The following is an 18,348-nucleotide window of genomic DNA, read 5'->3' on the forward strand; positions in this document are numbered from 1 at the left end:
AGCCGACGCGTGGGATTATTCCCACTCGATGGTGCCCGGAGGTTTCGAGGTGATGTCGTAGGTGCAGCGGTTGATGCCCTTCACTTCGTTGATGATCCGCGTCGCGGTCTCGCCAAGGAATTCATGGCTGAAGGGGTAGTAATCCGCCGTCATACCATCAACGGAGGTGACGGCGCGCAGGGCACAGGCAAAATCATACGTCCGCCCATCGCCCATCACACCCACGGTGCGGACCGGCAGAATGGCAACAAAGGCCTGCCAGATTTCGTCATAGAGACCATGTTTGCGGATTTGGTCGATATAGACGGCATCGGCCTCGCGCAGGATCTCCAGCTTTTCGCGGGTGATCTCGCCGGGGCAGCGGATTGCAAGACCGGGCCCAGGGAAGGGGTGGCGGCCAATAAAGCTGGCAGGCAGACCCAGTTCGCGGCCCAAGGCGCGGACTTCGTCCTTGAACAATTCGCGCAGCGGCTCAACCAGCTTCAGGCCCATCTTTTCGGGCAGCCCGCCCACATTGTGGTGGCTTTTGATGGTGACCGAAGGACCGCCAGAGAAGCTGACGGATTCGATGACATCGGGGTAAAGCGTGCCCTGTGCCAGGAACTCGGCGCCCTCAATCGAATTGGCGTGTTTCTGAAACACATCAATGAACAGTTTGCCGATGATTTTGCGTTTGGTCTCAGGGTCGCTTTGACCTTCCAGCTCGCCCAGGAACAGGTCCTGCTCGTCCGCGTGGATGAACTGCATGTTGTAATTGTCGCGGAACATGGTGACGACCTCATCAGCCTCACCCTTGCGCAGCAGGCCGTGGTCAACAAAGACACAGGTGAGCTGATCACCAATGGCCTCGTGCAGCAAAACGGCGGTGACCGAGCTGTCAACGCCACCGGACAGACCGCAGATCACCTTTTTGTCGCCAACCTGTTCGCGGATCGCGGCAATGGCCTGCTCGCGGTACAGACCCATGGTCCAGTCACCGCTAAAACCTGCGAGGCGCACAAAGTTTTCATAAAGCTTGGCGCCATTGGGCGTGTGGTGCACTTCGGGGTGGAACTGCACCGCGTAGAAATTGCGGCTGATATCAGCGGTGATGGCATATGGCGCATTGGGCGAGGTGCCGTAGACCTCGAACCCTGGTGCAATCTTGCTCACGTGGTCACCGTGGGACATCCAGACCTGCTCGCGGTCTGCGTCATCTTGGAACCAGCCCTCCAGCAGCGGCAGCGAGGCAATGGTGGGTTTGACATAGGCTCGACCAAACTCGGCGGTGCCATGGCCGCTTTCGACCATGCCCCCAAGTTGATGCATCATCACTTGCTGGCCGTAGCAGATCCCGAGAATCGGTACGCCTATGTCAAAGATCTCCTGTGGCACGCGGGGGCTACCCTCGCGGGTCACGCTGTCTGGGCCACCGGAAAAGATCACGGCCTTGGGCGCCAATTGGCGCACAAAATCCATTGTGACGTTCTGGTAGGGGTGAATTTCGCAATAGACATTCAGCTCACGCAGGCGGCGCGCAATAAGCTGCGTAACCTGGCTGCCAAAGTCTATGATAAGAAGGCGGTCATGGGATGTCTGGCTCATGTTTGGCTCATAGGCCCTGTGTTCCTGTCTGGCAAGAGGACAGATGTGCCACAGGGGCTGGTTGATGCAAAACTTTGCCAATCTTGGCCGCGGTTGCGGGTGTTTTTGCGCAGAAGCAGACGCAGGGGCGGAAAAAATGCTGATCAGATGTCGCTTTCCAACCGGATAGGCCGTTATCCTTCGGCGCGGACGGTGGTTGGCGGTCTAAATATCTCCTAACGAAATTCCTTCAAGAGGGCTGACCATGGCTGAAGAAGCACCACGTCGTCGGAGCAGAGGTGGCGGCGGCGCCGCCCGCCGCGCAGAACGTACCAGCATCAAAATTGAAACTGCAAAGTACATTCAGCGCAATATCCCCAACTTCGAGGTTCTGACCCAAGAAGCGCTGGAGATCATCGAAGCCAATGCGGATATCATCCTTGAAGAGGTTGGCGTCAACTTTGTGGACAATCCGGCAGCGCTGCAGCGTTGGCGTGATGCTGGTGCAGATGTTCAGGGCGAACGGGTGCGTATTCCCCGTGGCCTGGCCCGCAAGCTCTGCGCAACGGCGCCGTCTGAGTTCACCCAGCACGCCCGCAACCCGGAAAAATCCGTGGTCATCGGCGGCAAAAACATGGTTCTGGCACCTGTTTATGGCCCGCCCTTTGTGCGCGATGCCAAGGGCGGACGTCGCTATGCGACCATGGAAGATTTCAACAAGTTTGTGAAACTCGCCTATATGTCCAAATGGCTGCACCATTCAGGTGGCACCGTTTGTGAGCCCACGGATATCCCGGTGAACAAACGTCACCTGGATATGCTGCTGGCCCATATGACTCTGTCCGACAAGCCCTTTATGGGCTCGGTGACCGAGCCAAGCCGGGCGCAGGATTCGGTCGATATGTGTGAGATCCTCTTTGGGAAGGAGTTCGTACAGAACAATACCGTCATGACCTCGCTGACCAATATCAACTCGCCAATGACATTTGACGATGTAATGATGGGGTCGCTGGAGGTCTATGCGGCCAATAACCAGGCCTGCATCATCTCTCCCTTTATCGTGGGCGGTGCCATGGCGCCGGTTTCGGTTGCAGGTACCCTGACGCAGGTTCTGGCCGAGGTCATGGCCGGTGTGGCCTATAGCCAACTGGTCCGTCCCGGTGCGCCGGCGATCTTTGGTGCCTTTGTTTCCTCGATTGACATGAACTCTGGTGCGCCAACCTTTGGCACGCCCGAGGCCTCTCTTATTACCTATGGCGCCGGTCAGCTGGCGCGCCGTTTGAACCTGCCGTTCCGCTCTGCCGGGTCCTTCTGCGGCTCCAAACTGCCCGACGCCCAGGCCGCGTATGAAACCGCCAACTCGCTCAACATGGGGCTGTTGTCAGGCGTGAACTTCATGCTGCACGCCTGTGGCTGGCTCGAAGGCGGGCTGGTGGCTGACTTTGAAAAGTTTGTCATGGATGCCGACCAACTTGGCACCTTGCATGGCCTGGCCAAAGGTGTACCAGTGAGCGAAGACGATCAGGCAATGGATGCGATCCGCGAAGTTGGCCCCGGTGGCCACTACCTGGGCTGTGCCCATACTCAGGCAAACTTCAAAACCGCCTTCTGGAAGTCCGAACTGCTGGACTACAAACCCTTTGAAACCTGGGAAGAAGAGGGCGCCCGCGACACCTATGCTTTGGCAACCAACCGCGTGGATTATCTTCTGTCGAACTATCAGGCTCCCGAGTTGGATCCGGAAATCAGAGCGGCACTGGAAGCCTTTGTTGCTGAGAAAAAATCCGCGTCTCCGGATACTTTCATGTAGATTTTATGGTGTCCTGATCGGGGAGCTATTTTCCCGTATAAGGCGAGACTTTGCAGGCAGTGGCTGGAATAGCCACTGCCTGTTTTAGTTTGGCAAAGGGCTGGTGTTATTCGCTTCTGCCGCTGCAGGTCGGTCCGGTTGGGCCGGGGGCGCCAGATACTCTGCTTCCCCAAGCAGGGCTATCAAGATCTCGACATGACGGCTGATGGCATAGCCCGCATCTCCACTCAGTCGCTGTTGGTTCACCTCATGTTCAAGGTCCAGCAACCGCATGATCGCTGCGGCGGGTCTTGCAGGCTTTTCAGTGCCAAGAATCCTGCGCAAATCCCGTTCCCTGCTGTAGTTGCCAGCGCCAATACGGGCGGTTCTAACCAGAAGCCTGGGGCGGTGAAGGGTTTTTAGACGGCTCAGTAGGTCCTGCATTGAAGTGTCCCTTTTGCTGTGCGTGTGGTCTAGGCCATAACACAACTCAAGCGGGTGTTGCCGCGAGAGGCTGTTCGCCGCGCGGTCTATTGTTTGTTGATTGGTGAGTTTTTGGAAACAATGATGGATAACTCGAAGTTCTGTTCAAAATCAGGCGGGTAAACTCTCTGTCTCTGTGGGAAACCTTGGGGGCGGAATGTGGACTATTTGCCTGGCTGACGACTGGAGATCAGTATTCATGCAAAGACAGTCAGCACAAACACTCCCGGAATGGGTCCCCACCGAGGTACAGAGATATCTGGACCACACCGAAGGCGGACGTTCGATCCGTCAATTGGCAAGAGATCTAAAATGCCATCCGTCAACCGTGTTGCGGCAAATACGCCGGGTCGAAAACCGCCGCGATGATCCTTTGATCGACTGCGCATTATGCGAATTGGCGACGGCTCATTTTAATCGCCAGGTCTCACCGAAATTCCAGTATTTTTCCGATTCAATGACGTTACAAACCGCCGCCCTTGAGGTCCTGGCCCGGCTTTGCCAAAGCGGTGCAGTTTTGGCGGTGGCGGAGGGTATGGAAAAGGCCGTGGTTGTGCGGGAAGGCGAAGGCGCGATGAGCAAGCTCGCGGTGGATCAGGGGCTGGCAGGGAATATGGCGCTTTTGGGCTGGATCAGCTGCACCCGGCCCGGTCGCCTGCGTCGCTATCATATCACCCCAATGGGGCGAACGGTGTACAGTCGTTTGATGGCAGAGCGGGAAAATCGGGCGCGGGCCAAACTGGAGCAGGGATTCAGTGAAACGCAGCAAAGCTATCTGCCAAGACGGGGCGATAAAACCAAAGAGCGCCGTACGCGCTATGGTCTGGGGGAAACCCCTCTGGATATGCTGGCGCGCTTGCAGGACAAAAGCGGTGAGCCCTTTCTGGCCCGAGAGCTGGTCGATGCGGGAAAACGCCTGCGGGAGGATTTTGAATTGGCGCAGGTCGGCGATCACCTGGCGCAGAGCAGGGACTACTTTGCGGCGTCAGAGAGTTGTGGGCGCACCAAGCCGCCAAAGCGGAGCGCTGCGTCTACAGCGGCAAAAAAGCGGGCTGCTGAAGCAATGGCGGCTCTGGGCTCTGGTCTGAACGATATTGCGCTGCGGTGTTGTTGTCACCTGGAGGGGCTGGAAGCCGCAGAGCGCCATCTGGGATGGTCGGCGCGTTCTGGCAAAATTGTCCTGCGGATTGCCCTGGGGCAGCTAAAGGTCTTTTATGATGAAATGGACGAGCGCCTTGGAGAGGCCCGTTGCAATCAGTTGATTGGCTGACGGTTCACTCTATTGGCGGCAATCGCGCAGCCAGGGGGAAGGCGGCGATTTTGACCCTTTCTGCTCCTTTAAGTGATAATCGCATCTTGTAGCTAGCGGCTGTTTTGATAGGGTGCTCTTATGAGATTTACCCTTCGACAGCTTGGATATTTCAAGGCGCTGTGTGAGCATCGCAATTTTGGCCGTGCGGCCCAGGCCTGCCATGTCTCTCAGCCGGCTTTGTCTGTTCAGATCAAGGCATTGGAAGACCAAATGGGGGGAATTCTGGTCGAACGCCGGGCGCGTGAGGTGATCCTTACGCCTTTGGGGCGTGAGGTCCTGGCGCAGAGTGACGAAATCCTGCTCTCCGCTGGACGGTTGGAACGTCTGGCGCAGGATCAGAGCAGCGGTCGGCGCAGCCTGTCATTGGGGGTGATCCCAACCATTGCGCCCTATTTGCTTCCGGGGTTTCTGGCTGATCTGCGGGCGCAGGATCTGCAATTGGACATTCAGGTGCGTGAGGCGAGAACCGAGCGCCTGCTGGAGGCCCTGCAAAGCGGCGCATTGGATCTGGCCATTATGGCGCTGCCCAGCGGTGGTGCCGGGCTGGTTGAAGTAGATCTGTTTGAAGACCACTTTTTGCTGGCGGGCTCCGCCAATCGTCTGGCGCAGGTCAATGCCGGGCACCCAAAGGTTGAACCCTCGGATCTGGAGGCAAATCAGTTGATGCTGCTTGAGGATGGCCATTGCCTGACGGATCAGGCGCTGGAGGCCTGTGGTGTTGCGCGCTCTGCCTCGGGGATCAACATGGGGGCAGGGTCGCTGGCCACGCTGTCACGTCTGGTTGCCGCTGGTTTTGGCCTGACCTTGATGCCCGAGCTTGCATTGGCTGCGGAATGTAACGCAGCGCAGGGGCTTTGTGTTCAACGCTTTGGCGCGCCGCAACCAAAGCGCAGGATTGGCTTGATCCGCCGCGCCAGCACCGCAGAATCAGAATGGTTTCAGGATCTGGCCCGCGTGGCGCGGCAAACCGGGCAGGCTATTCTGGAGCAGGCTCAAAAAGACTACGGGCCCGCCACTGGCGAGCCCGAGTCTTAAACAGGTTTTGCAAAATCGCAGGGATTAGGCTGCAGCAGTTTCTTTTGCGGCCTGTAGGTGCTTCATCACGTTTTCCGGGGAGGAGACGCCATAAGGGTCTTCGCCGTGGTTGTCGCAGAGGCCGGGCTCTTCGAACCAGGCTTCAACAACACCATTGTTGACGATGGCGGCATAGCGCCAGGAGCGGGCACCAAAGCCCAGGTTGTCCTTGGCGACGAGCATGCCCATTTTGCGGGTGAACTCACCAGAGCCATCAGGGATGACAGTGACGTTTTCCAGGTTCTGCGATTCGGCCCATTTGTTCATCACAAAGCTGTCGTTGACCGACATGCAGTAGATGGCGTCGATGCCTTCGGCCTGAAAATCGGCAAAGCCTTTTTCAAAGCCGGGCAGCTGGTACGTGGAGCATGTGGGGGTGAAGGCGCCGGGCAGGGAGAACAGCACAACGCGCTTGCCTGCAAAGTAATCCGCAGTGGTTTTGTCTTCCCAGCGGAACGGATTGGGACCGCCCACAGCTTCGTCGCGTACGCGGGTTTTAAAGGTCACGTCGGGCAGTTTTACGCCAGCTTTCATCTTACAACTCCATGGATGATGAACCAGTTTGGCAGCCAGTTATAAGAGTTCTAAATTGAGCGCAACCATCTCTGGGCCTTGTCGTGAAACAGTCATGGAATGGCTGGGGAATGAGTTGAAAATAAGCACAAATGCCCGAAATTTTAGCCCTGTCGCGCTGCGGGAGGGGCCTGGGGTTGTGCAAGGGTGTGCTGAGTCAAATAGCGCCAGAACTTGCGGCTATGCATCACTTGCATTGCCGATATCTCAATGTCGCGGTGACGCCAAGGAATGAACGTGCTAAGTCACCTGGGAACACAGGCCAGAAGCGGACCCACCATGCGTGATCTAAAAATTCCCGAGCAACGGCACCCCGAAAAGGCAAATCGCCCGGACAATGCCCAGCCAAAGAAACCCAGCTGGATCCGGGTAAAGGCCCCGGGCGGCAAGGGCTATGCGGAAACGCATAAGATCATGCGCGACAATGGGCTGGTCACGGTCTGCGAAGAAGCGGGCTGCCCGAATGTGGGCGAATGCTGGAGCCAGGGGCACGCCACCATGATGATCATGGGCGAGGTCTGCACCCGTGCCTGTACCTTCTGCAATATCGCCACCGGAAAACCGCCCGAAGATCTGGACGCCTTTGAGCCTGGCCGGGTGGCCCATGCAGTGCAAAAACTTGGTTTGAATCACGTGGTCATCACCTCGGTGGATCGCGACGATATCAGCGATGGCGGAGCAGAGCATTTTGCCCAGACAATCCGCGCCGTGCGCCACCGCAGCCCCGCGACCACCATCGAGACCCTGACGCCCGACTTTATCAAATGTGACATGGCGGTGATTGAACAGATCATCGAGGCGCGTCCCGATGTGTTCAACCACAACCTGGAAACGGTGCCGGGCCTCTACCCCGAGGTGCGCCCCGGCGCGCGCTATTTCCACTCCCTGCGCTTGTTGCAGCGGGTCAAGGAGCTGGATCCGTCGATGTTCACCAAATCCGGCATCATGGTTGGCCTGGGCGAGGACGAACAAGCGGTGCGTCAGGTGATGGACGACATGCGGGCCGCCGATATCGATTTCCTCACCATTGGTCAGTACCTGCAGCCAACGCCAAAACACCACGCGGTGGATCGTTTTGTAACACCTGAGGAGTTCAAATCATATGAGAAGGCCGCCTATGGCAAGGGCTTCCATATGGTGTCGGCCACACCGTTGACGCGGTCTTCTTATCATGCGGGAGATGATTTTGCCCGGCTGCGGGCTGCGCGGAATGCCAAACTCGGCTTGGCCTAATCAAAACGCCCCAGACGGCAGGCATCACATCAGGTGGAGACCTGCAACGTTGTGATGCCTGTCATGGGATTTCTTTCTCCCCCTCGCGCCCGTCCTTACGCCCGTCCTCGCACCTGTTGTCACTCTCCCTATCTTGCTCATATTGCGTGGTATTTGCAAAATCGGGCAGGCAGGATTCCCGGCGGATGGTCCACAGCTCGTAGGTCGGCGTGAGCTGGTTCGGCTGGTCCAGTATCCCGAGGTGAACTTCGATCTCATCTTCGCTGCGAGAAAAAACCGAAGAGCCACATTTGGGGCAGAAGAAACGCCCCGCATAGCTGTGGGTTGGACCTGTGATGGTCACGGAGCCTTCTGGGAAAACGGCGGAGGCGTGAAACAGCGCTCCGTGGTGTTTGCGGCAGTCAAGGCAGTGACAAATACCAACCCGGTAGGGTTGGCCTTTTGCAGTCACCCTAACGCTGCCACATAAACAGCCACCAAGGAATTCCGTCATGGGGCGCTCCCTCTTAAGTGTGGCGCGGGACAATGGGGGCCCGTCAGCCACCGCCTGTCAGTCACCGCCAGTCAGTCAGCTTTCGTCAGTAAAACGCACTTTGCCAATATAGGGCAGGTTGCGATTGCGCTGCGCAAAGTCGATGCCATAGCCCACGACAAATTCATCGGGAATTTCAAAGCCAATCCAATCGGAGCGGAAATCCACTTCGCGGCGCGACGGTTTGTCCAGCAGGGCGATGGATTTCAGCCGCGCCGGTTTGCGGCTTTCCAGCAGATGCGTGACATGGTTCAGGGTGTGGCCGGTATCGACGATATCTTCAACCACCAGCACATCACGCCCTTCAATTGCGCCGCGCAAGTCTTTGAGAATGCGCACTTCCCGGCTGCTTTCCATGGCGTCTCCATAGGAGGAAGCCTCCAGGAAATCGACCTCGATCGGCAGGTCCAGCTCACGCACCAGATCGGCAATAAAGACAAAGCTGCCGCGCAGCAGGCCAACAACAACCAGCTTATCCGTGTCGCCAAATTCCTGGGTGATATCGTCACACAGCTCTTCGATGCGCGCTGCAATAGTTTTGGCTGAAATCATCACATCGATGACATATGGACGCTGTGGCATGGCTGACCCCTTGAAATTCCCGCGCGTTCATAGGACATGACGCGGCACGATCATAGCAAGAAAATTGATGTCGCTCATGCCAGTTCACTCAGAAAACCGCCAGATGCCCTATACCGCACAGCAGATGTACGGGCTTGTGGCGGATGTGGCGCAATATCCAAAATTCCTGCCCTGGTGCGCCGCCGCGCGCATTCGCAGCCGCAGCCAGCAGGGCCCGGCCGAGGTGATGGAGGCGGATCTGGTGATCTCTTTCAAGGTATTTCGCGAGCGTTTTGGCAGCCGGGTGACGCTATTTGCTGATGATATGAAGATTGATACCGAATATCTGGATGGCCCCTTTCGCCACATGAAGTCGAACTGGAGCTTTGCGCCACGCGAAGATGGCACCTGTGATGTCACCTTCTTTGTTGATTTTGAGTTCAAAAATGCGGTGTTGCAAGGCATCATCGGGGTTGTCTTCAACGAGGCAATGCAGCGTATTGTGAAGGCATTCGAGCGTCGCGCGGCTGAGCTATATGGCTAGGCTGCCCTGAACACAGGAAGCCTGAACGATGAATACCCCCTTCGCGGGCCAATTGGCCGCTTTTGCAACGTCACAGATAAAGCCCTCCGTATTGGCCCGCCAGATGGCGCGGCTCTCGGCGCTGGACTGGCTGGCCTGTGGCTGTGCCGGAACCGCAGAACCAGTGTCGCGGATTCTGCGTGATCAGGCCCTGTCCGAGGCCGGGGCGGCGCAGGCAACCCTGTTTGGCGGCACCCAGGTGCCCGCGCGGATGGCGGCGCTTGCCAATGGCACCATCTCGCATGCGCTGGACTATGACGACACCCATTTTGCCCATATCGGCCACCCCTCGGTGGCGGTGTTCTCTGCAGCTTTTGCGCTTGGCGAACTTCAGGGCAACAGCCTGCAACAGGTGATCGAGGCGGCGCTGTTTGGCATGGAGCTGTCTATCCGGGTGGGGCTGTGGTTGGGGCGCTCGCATTACCAAAAGGGCTATCACCAGACGGCAACGGCTGGGGCCTTTGGTGCCACGGTGGCCGCGGGTCGGCTGTTGGGGCTGAACACCGATCAGATGGAAATGGCGCTGGGGCTTTGCGCCACCCGCGCGGCGGGGCTGAAGGCGCAATTTGGCACCATGGGTAAGCCCTATAATGCCGGACTGGCTGCCACCGCCGGGGTTGAAGTCGCCCAGTTGATCAAAGCGGGGTTTGAGGCAAACCCCGGGGCCATGGAGGGCACCTTGGGGTTTGGGGCAACCCATCACGGTGAAGGTAACCTGGAGGCGGCGCTGCAGGATCTGGGGCAGGTCTGGCTGTTTGAAACCATCAGCCATAAATTCCACGCCTGTTGTCACGGGCTGCATGCGGCATTGGAGGCCTCTCGTAGCCTGGATCTGGCCGCGCCCGAGATCGCCAGCCTGACGGTGCGCACCCATCCGCGCTGGATGACCGTGTGCAACCAGCCCGCGCCGGATACAGGCCTGGGGGCAAAGTTTTCCTACCGGACGGTTCTGGCCCTGCAGGCGCTTGGCAAAGACACCGCGCGGCTGGACAGTTACAGCGATGCGCTGTGCCGGGATCCACGGCTGGTTGCCCTGCGTGATCAGATCCATGTGCAGGCAGATGACAGCCTCGCCGAGACAGCGGCGCATGTGACGCTGGTGCGGCGCGACGGCAAGCGCCTGGAGGCCAGCCATGACCTGCAGGCGCCGGTGGGTTATGAGGCACGCGAAGCGCGGCTGCTGGCCAAGGCTGCGGCCTTGTTGGGTCCCTCGCGCAGTGCGGCACTGTGGTCGGTGCTTCAGGGGGCAGGATCTGCGGCGGATGTCACCCCGTTTTTCTAATCTGGTGGTGAAATGAAAAACGGGCTCCCCAAAATCTGGGAAGCCCGCCAGTAGCACAGTCTGCAAGCTGCTGCATCCATGCCGCGTGAGTGGTGGCATTTGCCGCGAGAGAACAGGCCCCAAGAGGGGCACGCTCGCTTTGTTAGCTGGTCATGTCGTAGGCGCGTTCGCCGTGCACAGAGATATCTAGCCCGTTTGTTTCGGTTTCAACGTCAACGCGCAAAGATGTGAAGGCGCCGACGATCTTGATCAGGGCAATGGTGACAACGGTGGTGAAGATGCCGACCACCGCCAGCGCGCCCAGCTGAGCACCCCAGGCACCCTGTCCAAAGACCGCGATCATGATGGTGCCAAAGATGCCGCCAACGCCGTGTACGGCAAACACATCCAGCGTGTCGTCGATATGCAGCTTGTTGCGCACCAGATTGACCAGCTCCTGACAGAGAATACCGGCGATACCGCCAATGATCAGCGCCTCAATGGGGCCAACAAAACCGCTGGCCGGGGTGATCGAAGCAAGGCCTGCAATGGTGCCTGTCACCAGACCCACAACCGAGGCCTTGCCGTATTTGATCTTCTCCCACAGCGCCCAGGTGAGCGAGGCCGCAGCGGCGGAAATATGGGTGACGGTCAGCGCCATGGCCGCGCCACCATCTGCCGCCAGCTGCGAGCCGCCGTTAAAGCCAAACCAGCCAACCCAGAGCATCGCAGCGCCAATGACCACATAGCCGGGGTTATGGGGCGGGGTGGTACGGTTTTTGCGGGGGCCGAGGAAGATCGCGATGATCAGCGCCGCCAGACCGGCGGTTTCATGCACCACGATGCCACCGGCAAAGTCCCTGACGCCGATCTCTCCAAAGATGCCGCCATCCGCCATGATGCCGCCACCCCAGATCCAGTGCACCACAGGCGCATAGCACAACAGCATCCACAGCCCCGAAAAGGTCAGCACAAAGGCAAAGCCAACCCGTTCCACATAGGCGCCCACAATCAGCGCCGGGGTGATGATGGCAAAGGTCATCTGAAAGGCAAAGAACAGAACCTCGGGCAGGGTGCCGCTGAGGCTCTCAGCGGTGACGCCATTGAGGAACATTTTGTCCAAACCGCCCCAATAGCCGCTCTCCCCGGGTCCAAAGGCAATTGTGTAGCCAAAGGCGAGCCAGAGAATGCTCATCAAACAGGCAATTGCGTAGCATTGCATAAAGACGCTGAGCACATTTCGTGCACGCACCAAGCCGCCATAAAACAGGGCAAGCCCCGGCAAAGTCATAAACAGCACCAGGGCCGTTGCTACAATGATCCAAGCTGTATCAGCTCCATTCATGGGGTCGTCCTTCCATCCCGCTTGCGTGGTTGGTGGCTCACAGACCTGATCTGAAGTGAGGAAAAAAGCATCACGTGGATCAAAAGCGCCAAAAACATGGGCTTTTTTGAAAGTGATCAAAAATAAGGCGGAATTTAAGAGCTCTTGCCTAAATCGCGTTCAATTTGCAAAACAGCGCGCTGCAGGAGAAAAAGCGCATATGCGCAGCTTTTTGCCCGGACATTTTCGCGGCCAAGGGCACCAAATTCGATGGTCTCCACCATGACCTTTTGGCCGGTTCTGGCGAGGCCAAAGCAAACACGGCCTTCGGGCTTATGTTCGGATCCGCCAGGGCCTGCAATGCCGGTGATCGAGACCGCCAGATCCACGCCCGCCCGGTGCAGCGCGCCCTCGCACATTTCCTGCGCCACTTCTTCGCTGACGGCGCCAAAGGCTGCCAGCGTCGACTCATTCACCCCCAGCATGTCTTGCTTGGCACGGTTGGAATAGGTGACAAAGCCGCGATCCAGCACGGCAGAGGAACCGGGCACATCCGTCAGGGCCGCCGCCACCATGCCGCCGGTGCAGCTTTCGGCGGTTGCCACGGTCAGGCCCAGTTGCGCGGCCAAAGCAATAAGCCCGGCAACATCGGGTTGGGTCGCTGGAACTGCCTTCTCTGGCGCTGCCTTGGGGAGGGATTGGCTCATAGCCCCAAAACTCCGTGGCTGAATCCGGCAAGCACCATCACCCCAAGGGCGGCCAGGAACCCGGCTATGATGTCATCCATCATCACCCCAACAGGGCCTTCTTTGCGATCTGCCCAGCCCACGGGGCCAGGTTTCCAGATGTCGAACAGGCGAAACAGAACAAAGGCGGTGACCCAGCCGGGCCACAGCGCGGTGATCGAGATATCATGCGCCCAGGCCGGGTAGGAAATCGCCCAGATCGCCAGCCATTGCCCGGCAACCTCGTCGATGACAATTTCAGACGGGTCATGATTTGCCTGCCCCCTTGTCATTGCAGCCGTGGCCCAGATGCCAATCACGGTACAGATGAGGGTGGCAAGGGCCAGCAGAGGAAAGCCGCCCCACTGATGCAACCCGTAGGCCAGCGGCAGCGCCGCCAGTGAGCCCCAGGTGCCGGGGGCGGGGCGCAAATAGCCAATGCCGCCAACAGTTGCCATTACAGAGGCCAGGGTCATGGTTTCACCAGTGCGGCAGTGGCAAGAGAGGCAATGCCTTCGCTGCGTCCGGTAAAGCCCAAGCGCTCAGATGTAGTGGCCTTGATCGACACGCGGTTGGCATCAATCCCGAGGATTTCGGCCATGACGGCGCGCATCTTTGGCGCATGGGGGCCAATCTTTGGGTATTCACAGACCAGGGTGCAATCGACATTGGAGATCTGAAACCCCATGTCGCGTGCCAGATCGGCGGCATGGCGCAGGAAGATCTCGCTTGCGGCGCCTTTCCACTGGGGATCAGAGGGCGGGAAATGCTGGCCGATATCGCCCTGTGCCAAAGCACCATAGATCGCATCCGTCACCGCATGCATGCCGACATCGGCATCGGAATGGCCCTGAAGGCTGCGATCATGCGGGATCTCGACACCGCAGAGGATGACGCTGTCACCGGGGCCAAAGCGATGTACATCGTAGCCATTGCCCAGTCTGACATCCGGTCTGATATTCATTTTCTCTTCCGTTTCCAAAATTCTGGCGGCGCGGGCAAAATCCTCGGGCCGGGTGATCTTAATATTGTCTGGCTCGCCGGCGATGATTGCAACCTCCAGCCCGGCGGCGCGGGCAACCTCGACATCGTCAGCGGCACCGCCGGGATGGCTGGCATGGGCGGCAAGGATCGCCTCCAGCCGGAACCCCTGCGGGGTCTGCGCCGCAAACAGCCCGGTGCGATCCTGCGTGCCGGTGACCTGCCCCTCAGCACCGGTCCACAGCGCGTCGGTGATCGCAAGGGCAGGGGCGGCGGCGGGGCCGTGGTCCAGGGCTGCAATGACCGATGCGATCAGCGCCTGACTGGTGCAGGGGCGGGCAGCATCATGGATCAATACCTTGGAAATCGGCAGGCCCTGCGCAGATCCTGCCCGAGCAAGATTGAGATCCCGCAGCGCAATCAATCCGTTTTGCACCGAGATCGCCCGCTCGGCGCCACCCGCTGTCAAAACAAGGTCGCTGTCGGTTGCAAAACTGTCCCAGGCGCTGCGGTCCTCAGGAGAGAGCACCAGCACAATTGTGCTGATCCCGGCGTCACGAAAAGCCTGCAGGGTCCAGTCGATGACCCGCTGACCTTTGAGAGCGCGCCATTGCTTGGGCAGGCCGCCACCGGCCCGGGTGCCGCGTCCTGCCGCGACGATCAAGGCTGCAGTGGTCATAAAACCCTCTCTCTTCTGGTTCCGTCGTGCCAAATCTGGTGTCTCGGCGCTTTGGCCCGGCTTCGATCTGTGCTGTGGAATGTTTAGGTTCTGCCAGTTCCAGAGGCAATCACCTGCGGTGAAGTGCTTAAAATTTAGGCAAGTGGTGGGAGTTGTGCCCTTGCAAGGGGCGGATTCATTGTCCAATACCGCGGGCTTCGGCTACAAAACACTCACTCGCACAAGGATTAGGCAATTGTCCTTCACCCTCGGAACCACCTCTATGACCCCACCAATCGCGCTGGCCCCCATGGCTGGAATCACCGATCGCCCGTTCCGCGATCTGGTGCGCTCTTTTGGTGTGGGGCTGATGGTCAGCGAGATGGTGGCGAGCCAGGAAATGGTGCAGTCAAAGCCCGGTGTGCGTGAACGCGCCGAGCTGAGCGCCGATGTGGAGAATACTGCGGTGCAACTGGCCGGGCGCGAAGCCAGCTGGATGGCGGAGGCCGCCCGACAGGTGGCAGATCGCGGCGCGCGGATGATTGACATCAACATGGGCTGCCCGGCCAAGAAGGTGACCAGCGGCTATTCCGGCTCGGCCTTGCTGAAAACGCCGGATCACGCGCTCTCATTGATCGAGGCAGTGGTGGCGGCGGTGGATATTCCGGTGACCCTGAAAACCCGTCTGGGTTGGGACGACAACTGCCTGAACGCAGCATCCGTTGCGGCCCGTGCCGAAGCGGCAGGGGTTCAGATGGTCACCATCCATGGTCGCACCCGCTGCCAGTTTTACAAAGGCCGCGCCGATTGGGCTGCCATCCGGGCGGTCAAGGATGCGGTGAGCCTGCCGGTTCTGGCCAATGGAGACATTGTCGACAGCCAGACCGCCACGGCAGCCCTGGACCGCTCCGGGGCCGATGGGGTGATGATCGGGCGCGGCATCCAGGGCAAGCCCTGGCTCTTGGCTCAGGTTGCCAGTGACCTATGGGGAAACGCGGCTCCGCAGGTGCCTGAAGGTGCCGAGCTTATCCAAATGGTTTCAGCGCATTATGAGGCGATGTTGTCCTTTTACGGCTCTGATCTGGGGCTGCGCGTCGCGCGCAAGCACCTGGGCTGGTACATGGATCTTGCCCAGACCCCAGCGCCGCTGCGGCGCGCGGTTTTGATTGAAAAAGATCCGGCTGAGGTGCTTCGGCTTTTGCCGGATGCCTTGTCCCAGCCGCAACGAGAGGGAGCAGCATGATTTCGGACGCCGCACTTTGGGCCTCACTTCCGGTCCCGGCCTTTTTGATCGGGGCTGACAATTGCATTCTTGATGTAAACGCTGCCGCCGAGGGTTTTTTGAATACCTCACGCCGGGGGCTGCTGAACCAGCCGGTCTGGCAACAGATCGCCATAGATGCCCCCATTGAGGCCTCATTCGAGCGCGCCCGGGCCCAGGGGACGCCATTGTTTGTCAATGATATTGATGTGGGCTCGCGCAGCCGGGCACCGTTGCAATGCGGGGTGCAGATTGCCCCGGTTCAGGGGCGGAAAGGCGAGATGCTGCTGTTGCTCTCCCCGCGCGAGCTGGCGGCGCGGATGACGCAGAACCATTCCGCAAAATCGGCGGCGCAATCTGCCATCGGCATGGCGGAAATGCTGGCCCATGAGATCAAAAATCCACTTGCGGGCATCACCGGTGCGGCGCAGTTGCTGAGCATGAACCTCTCTGGGGAAGATGTTGAACTTACGGATCTAATTGTCAGCGAGAGCCGCCGTATCGTCAAGCTTCTGGATCAGGTGGAACAGTTCGGAAATCTGAGCGAACCACAGTTCAAGCCGGTCAATCTACATGATGTTCTTGACCGGGCGCGGCGGTCGGCCTTGCTGGGGTTTGGCGCCAATATGACCATCACCGAGGACTATGACCCATCACTGCCCCTTGCCTGGGGCGATGCGGATCAGCTGCTGCAGGTGGTGCTGAACCTGCTGAAAAACGCCTCAGAGGCGGCAGGTCCAAGCGGCGGCACCATCCGCATTCACAGCTACTACGAGCATTCCTTCAGAATGCGCCGCAGCGATGGCACCGGCAAGCTGCTGCCTTTGCAGATCGAAGTAATAGATGACGGCCCCGGCCTGCCAGAGGCAATCCGGGAGGATGTCTTTGATCCCTTTGTGTCGGGACGTGAAAACGGCACCGGCCTGGGGCTCGCCCTGGTGAGCAAGATCATCGCTGAACACAATGGCTGGATCTCAGTTGACTCGGTGCCGGGACGCACCGTGTTCCGGCTTTCCCTGTCCCGCATACCAAAAGACGCAGAACCGCAGGAGATTTAACCCATGGACGGCACCGTTCTTGTTGCAGATGACGACCGCACTATTCGTACCGTGCTGACGCAGGCGCTGACCCGGGCTGGCTGCCGGGTGCATGCGACCTCTTCGCTGACCACCCTGATGCGCTGGGTTGCGGAAGGGAAAGGTGACGTGGTGATTTCAGACGTGGTCATGCCGGATGGCAACGGTTTGGAAATGCTGCCAAAGATTGCGCAGGACCGTCCAGGTCTGCCGGTCATCGTGATCTCGGCGCAAAATACCATCATGACCGCGATCAAGGCTGCCGAGGCAGAGGCCTATGACTATTTGCCAAAGCCCTTTGATTTGCCGGAACTGATGAAACGAACCGCCAAAGCCTTGGCGGAAACGCAAAAATCCCCCAGCAGCAGCACCGTTGTCGAACAGGATCGCCCCGAAGATCTGCCATTGGTGGGGCGGACCGAGGTCATGCAGGCGCTGTACCGGCTGATCGCGCGGGTGATGAACACGGATATGCCGCTGATGATCACCGGTGAAAGCGGCACTGGAAAATCGCTGATTGCCCGCGCCGTGCATGATTTTTCTGATCGCAGAACCCTGCCGTTTGTCACCGCCTCTGAAAGCGACCTGATGGCGCTGGAGGGGCCCGCCCGGCTGCTGGCCGAGGTCAAGGGCGGCACCCTGCTGATTGATGAGCTGGTTGATCTGCCGGATGAGGCCCAGGCGCGGCTGGTGCGGATGATGGATTCTCCGGGGACCCATGCGCCGCGCATCATGGCGACCAGTCAAAAAGACCCGGCTGCGGCGATGGAAAGCGGCGCGCTGCGCCAGGATCTGTACTACCGGATCTCGGGGACCGAATTGCGGGTGCCCAGTCTGCGCGAAAGGGTCGAGGACATCGCGTTGCTGTCGGCGCATTTCCTGATAAAGGCCGAAAATGACGGGGCGCTACATCGGCGGTTCAGCGAAGAGGCCAGCGAGATGATGCGCCATTGCGCCTGGCCGGGCAACGTCCGCCAGTTGGAAAACCTGGTGCGGCGGCTGGCTCTGACGGCGCGCAGCGAGGAGATCTCGCGGTCAGAGGTTGCAGCGGCTTTGGGACCGCAAACCGAGGCCGGGCCAATCATCGGCGGCACCGTCAACGAGAAGCTGGCAGATTCGGTTGCCCGTCATCTGCAGCGCTATTTTGACCTGCATGGCGATATCCTGCCGCCTCCGGGGCTTTATGCGCGAATCCTACGGGAAGTAGAGGCTCCGTTGATCGAAATTGCGCTCACGGCGACCGGCGGAAACCAGGCAAAATGCGCTGAGCTTTTGGGCATCAACCGTAATACGTTGAGAAAGAAAATCACCGACTTGGATATTGAGGTGACACGCCGTCGCAAACTGATGTAATATCGC

18 protein-coding genes are annotated in these 18,348 nt (G+C 59.0%); 9 read left to right on the plus strand and 9 right to left on the minus strand.

Annotated elements, in window-relative coordinates:
• Positions 1 to 15: 15 nt before the first annotated feature.
• Positions 16 to 1,584 carry a glutamine-hydrolyzing GMP synthase gene (gene guaA / locus ARCT_RS0111150; protein WP_027240147.1) on the minus strand — a complete coding sequence of 523 codons (1,569 nt, stop codon included), beginning with the start codon at positions 1,582 to 1,584 and terminating at the stop codon, positions 16 to 18.
• A gap of 244 nt (positions 1,585 to 1,828) precedes the next feature.
• On the opposite strand from guaA, the gene ARCT_RS0111155 reads away from it, so the two are divergent.
• Positions 1,829 to 3,373, plus strand: coding sequence for a trimethylamine methyltransferase family protein (locus ARCT_RS0111155; protein ID WP_027240148.1), 1,545 nt, complete (start codon positions 1,829 to 1,831; stop codon positions 3,371 to 3,373).
• Between the two features lie 84 nt (positions 3,374 to 3,457).
• On the opposite strand, the gene ARCT_RS0111160 is transcribed toward ARCT_RS0111155, so the two are convergent.
• Positions 3,458 to 3,796 (minus strand): DUF6477 family protein, encoded by a 339-nt coding sequence (locus ARCT_RS0111160; protein ID WP_027240149.1) that lies wholly within the window; start codon positions 3,794 to 3,796, stop codon positions 3,458 to 3,460.
• A gap of 496 nt (positions 3,797 to 4,292) precedes the next feature.
• Between ARCT_RS0111160 and ARCT_RS0111165 the strand changes: the two genes are divergently transcribed.
• Both ARCT_RS0111165 and ARCT_RS0111170 read left to right on the plus strand, forming a co-directional pair.
• Positions 4,293 to 5,105 carry a DUF6456 domain-containing protein gene (locus tag ARCT_RS0111165; RefSeq protein WP_322786416.1) on the plus strand — a complete coding sequence of 271 codons (813 nt, stop codon included), beginning with the start codon at positions 4,293 to 4,295 and terminating at the stop codon, positions 5,103 to 5,105.
• 120 nt (positions 5,106 to 5,225) lie between these two features.
• Positions 5,226 to 6,182, plus strand: a complete 957-nt coding sequence (locus tag ARCT_RS0111170; protein ID WP_027240151.1) for a LysR substrate-binding domain-containing protein — start codon at positions 5,226 to 5,228, stop codon at positions 6,180 to 6,182.
• A gap of 24 nt (positions 6,183 to 6,206) precedes the next feature.
• Here ARCT_RS0111170 and ARCT_RS0111175 read toward each other — a convergent pair whose 3' ends face one another.
• On the minus strand, positions 6,207 to 6,755 hold the full coding sequence (locus ARCT_RS0111175; RefSeq protein ID WP_027240152.1) for a peroxiredoxin: 549 nt from the start codon (positions 6,753 to 6,755) through the stop codon (positions 6,207 to 6,209).
• A gap of 318 nt (positions 6,756 to 7,073) precedes the next feature.
• Here ARCT_RS0111175 and lipA point away from each other — a divergent pair, with 318 nt between their 5' ends.
• Positions 7,074 to 8,027 (plus strand): lipoyl synthase, encoded by a 954-nt coding sequence (gene lipA / locus ARCT_RS0111180; RefSeq protein WP_027240153.1) that lies wholly within the window; start codon positions 7,074 to 7,076, stop codon positions 8,025 to 8,027.
• A gap of 61 nt (positions 8,028 to 8,088) precedes the next feature.
• Here the strand turns inward: lipA and ARCT_RS25885 are convergent, their stop codons facing one another.
• A complete protein-coding gene (locus ARCT_RS25885; protein ID WP_051360679.1) occupies positions 8,089 to 8,520 on the minus strand; it encodes a GFA family protein in 432 nt (143 codons plus the stop codon).
• A gap of 75 nt (positions 8,521 to 8,595) precedes the next feature.
• Complete coding sequence (gene hpt, locus ARCT_RS0111190; RefSeq protein ID WP_027240154.1) at positions 8,596 to 9,141, minus strand: hypoxanthine phosphoribosyltransferase; 546 nt, start codon at positions 9,139 to 9,141, stop codon at positions 8,596 to 8,598.
• A gap of 76 nt (positions 9,142 to 9,217) precedes the next feature.
• Here hpt and ARCT_RS0111195 point away from each other — a divergent pair, with 76 nt between their 5' ends.
• On the plus strand, positions 9,218 to 9,664 hold the full coding sequence (locus ARCT_RS0111195; protein ID WP_027240155.1) for a type II toxin-antitoxin system RatA family toxin: 447 nt from the start codon (positions 9,218 to 9,220) through the stop codon (positions 9,662 to 9,664).
• Between the two features lie 28 nt (positions 9,665 to 9,692).
• On the plus strand, positions 9,693 to 10,985 hold the full coding sequence (locus tag ARCT_RS0111200; protein ID WP_027240156.1) for an MmgE/PrpD family protein: 1,293 nt from the start codon (positions 9,693 to 9,695) through the stop codon (positions 10,983 to 10,985).
• A 142-nt stretch (positions 10,986 to 11,127) separates the two neighbouring features.
• Here ARCT_RS0111200 and ARCT_RS0111205 read toward each other — a convergent pair whose 3' ends face one another.
• The 4 genes from ARCT_RS0111205 to ARCT_RS0111220 all read right to left on the minus strand — a co-directional run bounded on the left by ARCT_RS0111205 (position 11,128) and on the right by ARCT_RS0111220 (position 14,673).
• Complete coding sequence (locus ARCT_RS0111205; protein WP_027240157.1) at positions 11,128 to 12,309, minus strand: ammonium transporter; 1,182 nt, start codon at positions 12,307 to 12,309, stop codon at positions 11,128 to 11,130.
• 134 nt (positions 12,310 to 12,443) lie between these two features.
• Entirely contained in the window at positions 12,444 to 12,995 is a 552-nt protein-coding gene (locus ARCT_RS0111210; RefSeq protein WP_051360680.1) for a CinA family protein, read from the minus strand.
• Positions 12,992 to 13,489, minus strand: a complete 498-nt coding sequence (locus ARCT_RS0111215; RefSeq protein WP_027240159.1) for a phosphatidylglycerophosphatase A family protein — start codon at positions 13,487 to 13,489, stop codon at positions 12,992 to 12,994. The genes ARCT_RS0111210 and ARCT_RS0111215 overlap by 4 nt, the downstream gene beginning before the upstream one ends.
• Positions 13,486 to 14,673: a bifunctional 2-C-methyl-D-erythritol 4-phosphate cytidylyltransferase/2-C-methyl-D-erythritol 2,4-cyclodiphosphate synthase gene (locus ARCT_RS0111220; protein WP_027240160.1), complete on the minus strand. Its 1,188-nt coding sequence runs from the start codon at positions 14,671 to 14,673 to the stop codon at positions 13,486 to 13,488. The genes ARCT_RS0111215 and ARCT_RS0111220 overlap by 4 nt, the downstream gene beginning before the upstream one ends.
• 235 nt (positions 14,674 to 14,908) lie before the next feature.
• Between ARCT_RS0111220 and dusB the strand changes: the two genes are divergently transcribed.
• Genes dusB through ARCT_RS0111235 form a run of 3 tightly spaced genes read left to right on the plus strand, consistent with a single transcriptional unit; the run spans position 14,909 to position 18,342 of the window.
• Positions 14,909 to 15,895 carry a tRNA dihydrouridine synthase DusB gene (dusB, locus tag ARCT_RS0111225; protein ID WP_027240161.1) on the plus strand — a complete coding sequence of 329 codons (987 nt, stop codon included), beginning with the start codon at positions 14,909 to 14,911 and terminating at the stop codon, positions 15,893 to 15,895.
• Positions 15,892 to 16,971 (plus strand): two-component system sensor histidine kinase NtrB, encoded by a 1,080-nt coding sequence (locus ARCT_RS0111230; RefSeq protein WP_027240162.1) that lies wholly within the window; start codon positions 15,892 to 15,894, stop codon positions 16,969 to 16,971. Before dusB ends, ARCT_RS0111230 begins: the two co-directional genes overlap by 4 nt.
• A gap of 3 nt (positions 16,972 to 16,974) precedes the next feature.
• Positions 16,975 to 18,342 (plus strand): sigma-54-dependent Fis family transcriptional regulator, encoded by a 1,368-nt coding sequence (locus tag ARCT_RS0111235; RefSeq protein ID WP_027240163.1) that lies wholly within the window; start codon positions 16,975 to 16,977, stop codon positions 18,340 to 18,342.
• Positions 18,343 to 18,348 lie beyond the last annotated feature (6 nt).

The sequence above is a fragment of the Pseudophaeobacter arcticus DSM 23566 genome (assembly GCF_000473205.1).
Classification (GTDB): Bacteria; Pseudomonadota; Alphaproteobacteria; order Rhodobacterales; family Rhodobacteraceae; genus Pseudophaeobacter; species Pseudophaeobacter arcticus.

Coding starts and splice junctions, on each gene's coding strand:
- guaA (WP_027240147.1), bottom strand. CDS start 1,584: ATGAGCCAGACATCCCATGACCGCCTTCTTATCATAGACTTTGGCAGC.
- ARCT_RS0111155 (WP_027240148.1), top strand. CDS start 1,829: ATGGCTGAAGAAGCACCACGTCGTCGGAGCAGAGGTGGCGGCGGCGCC.
- ARCT_RS0111160 (WP_027240149.1), bottom strand. CDS start 3,796: ATGCAGGACCTACTGAGCCGTCTAAAAACCCTTCACCGCCCCAGGCTT.
- ARCT_RS0111165 (WP_322786416.1), top strand. CDS start 4,293: ATGACGTTACAAACCGCCGCCCTTGAGGTCCTGGCCCGGCTTTGCCAA.
- ARCT_RS0111170 (WP_027240151.1), top strand. CDS start 5,226: ATGAGATTTACCCTTCGACAGCTTGGATATTTCAAGGCGCTGTGTGAG.
- ARCT_RS0111175 (WP_027240152.1), bottom strand. CDS start 6,755: ATGAAAGCTGGCGTAAAACTGCCCGACGTGACCTTTAAAACCCGCGTA.
- lipA (WP_027240153.1), top strand. CDS start 7,074: ATGCGTGATCTAAAAATTCCCGAGCAACGGCACCCCGAAAAGGCAAAT.
- ARCT_RS25885 (WP_051360679.1), bottom strand. CDS start 8,520: ATGACGGAATTCCTTGGTGGCTGTTTATGTGGCAGCGTTAGGGTGACT.
- hpt (WP_027240154.1), bottom strand. CDS start 9,141: ATGCCACAGCGTCCATATGTCATCGATGTGATGATTTCAGCCAAAACT.
- ARCT_RS0111195 (WP_027240155.1), top strand. CDS start 9,218: ATGCCAGTTCACTCAGAAAACCGCCAGATGCCCTATACCGCACAGCAG.
- ARCT_RS0111200 (WP_027240156.1), top strand. CDS start 9,693: ATGAATACCCCCTTCGCGGGCCAATTGGCCGCTTTTGCAACGTCACAG.
- ARCT_RS0111205 (WP_027240157.1), bottom strand. CDS start 12,309: ATGAATGGAGCTGATACAGCTTGGATCATTGTAGCAACGGCCCTGGTG.
- ARCT_RS0111210 (WP_051360680.1), bottom strand. CDS start 12,995: ATGAGCCAATCCCTCCCCAAGGCAGCGCCAGAGAAGGCAGTTCCAGCG.
- ARCT_RS0111215 (WP_027240159.1), bottom strand. CDS start 13,489: ATGACCCTGGCCTCTGTAATGGCAACTGTTGGCGGCATTGGCTATTTG.
- ARCT_RS0111220 (WP_027240160.1), bottom strand. CDS start 14,673: ATGACCACTGCAGCCTTGATCGTCGCGGCAGGACGCGGCACCCGGGCC.
- ARCT_RS0111230 (WP_027240162.1), top strand. CDS start 15,892: ATGATTTCGGACGCCGCACTTTGGGCCTCACTTCCGGTCCCGGCCTTT.
- ARCT_RS0111235 (WP_027240163.1), top strand. CDS start 16,975: ATGGACGGCACCGTTCTTGTTGCAGATGACGACCGCACTATTCGTACC.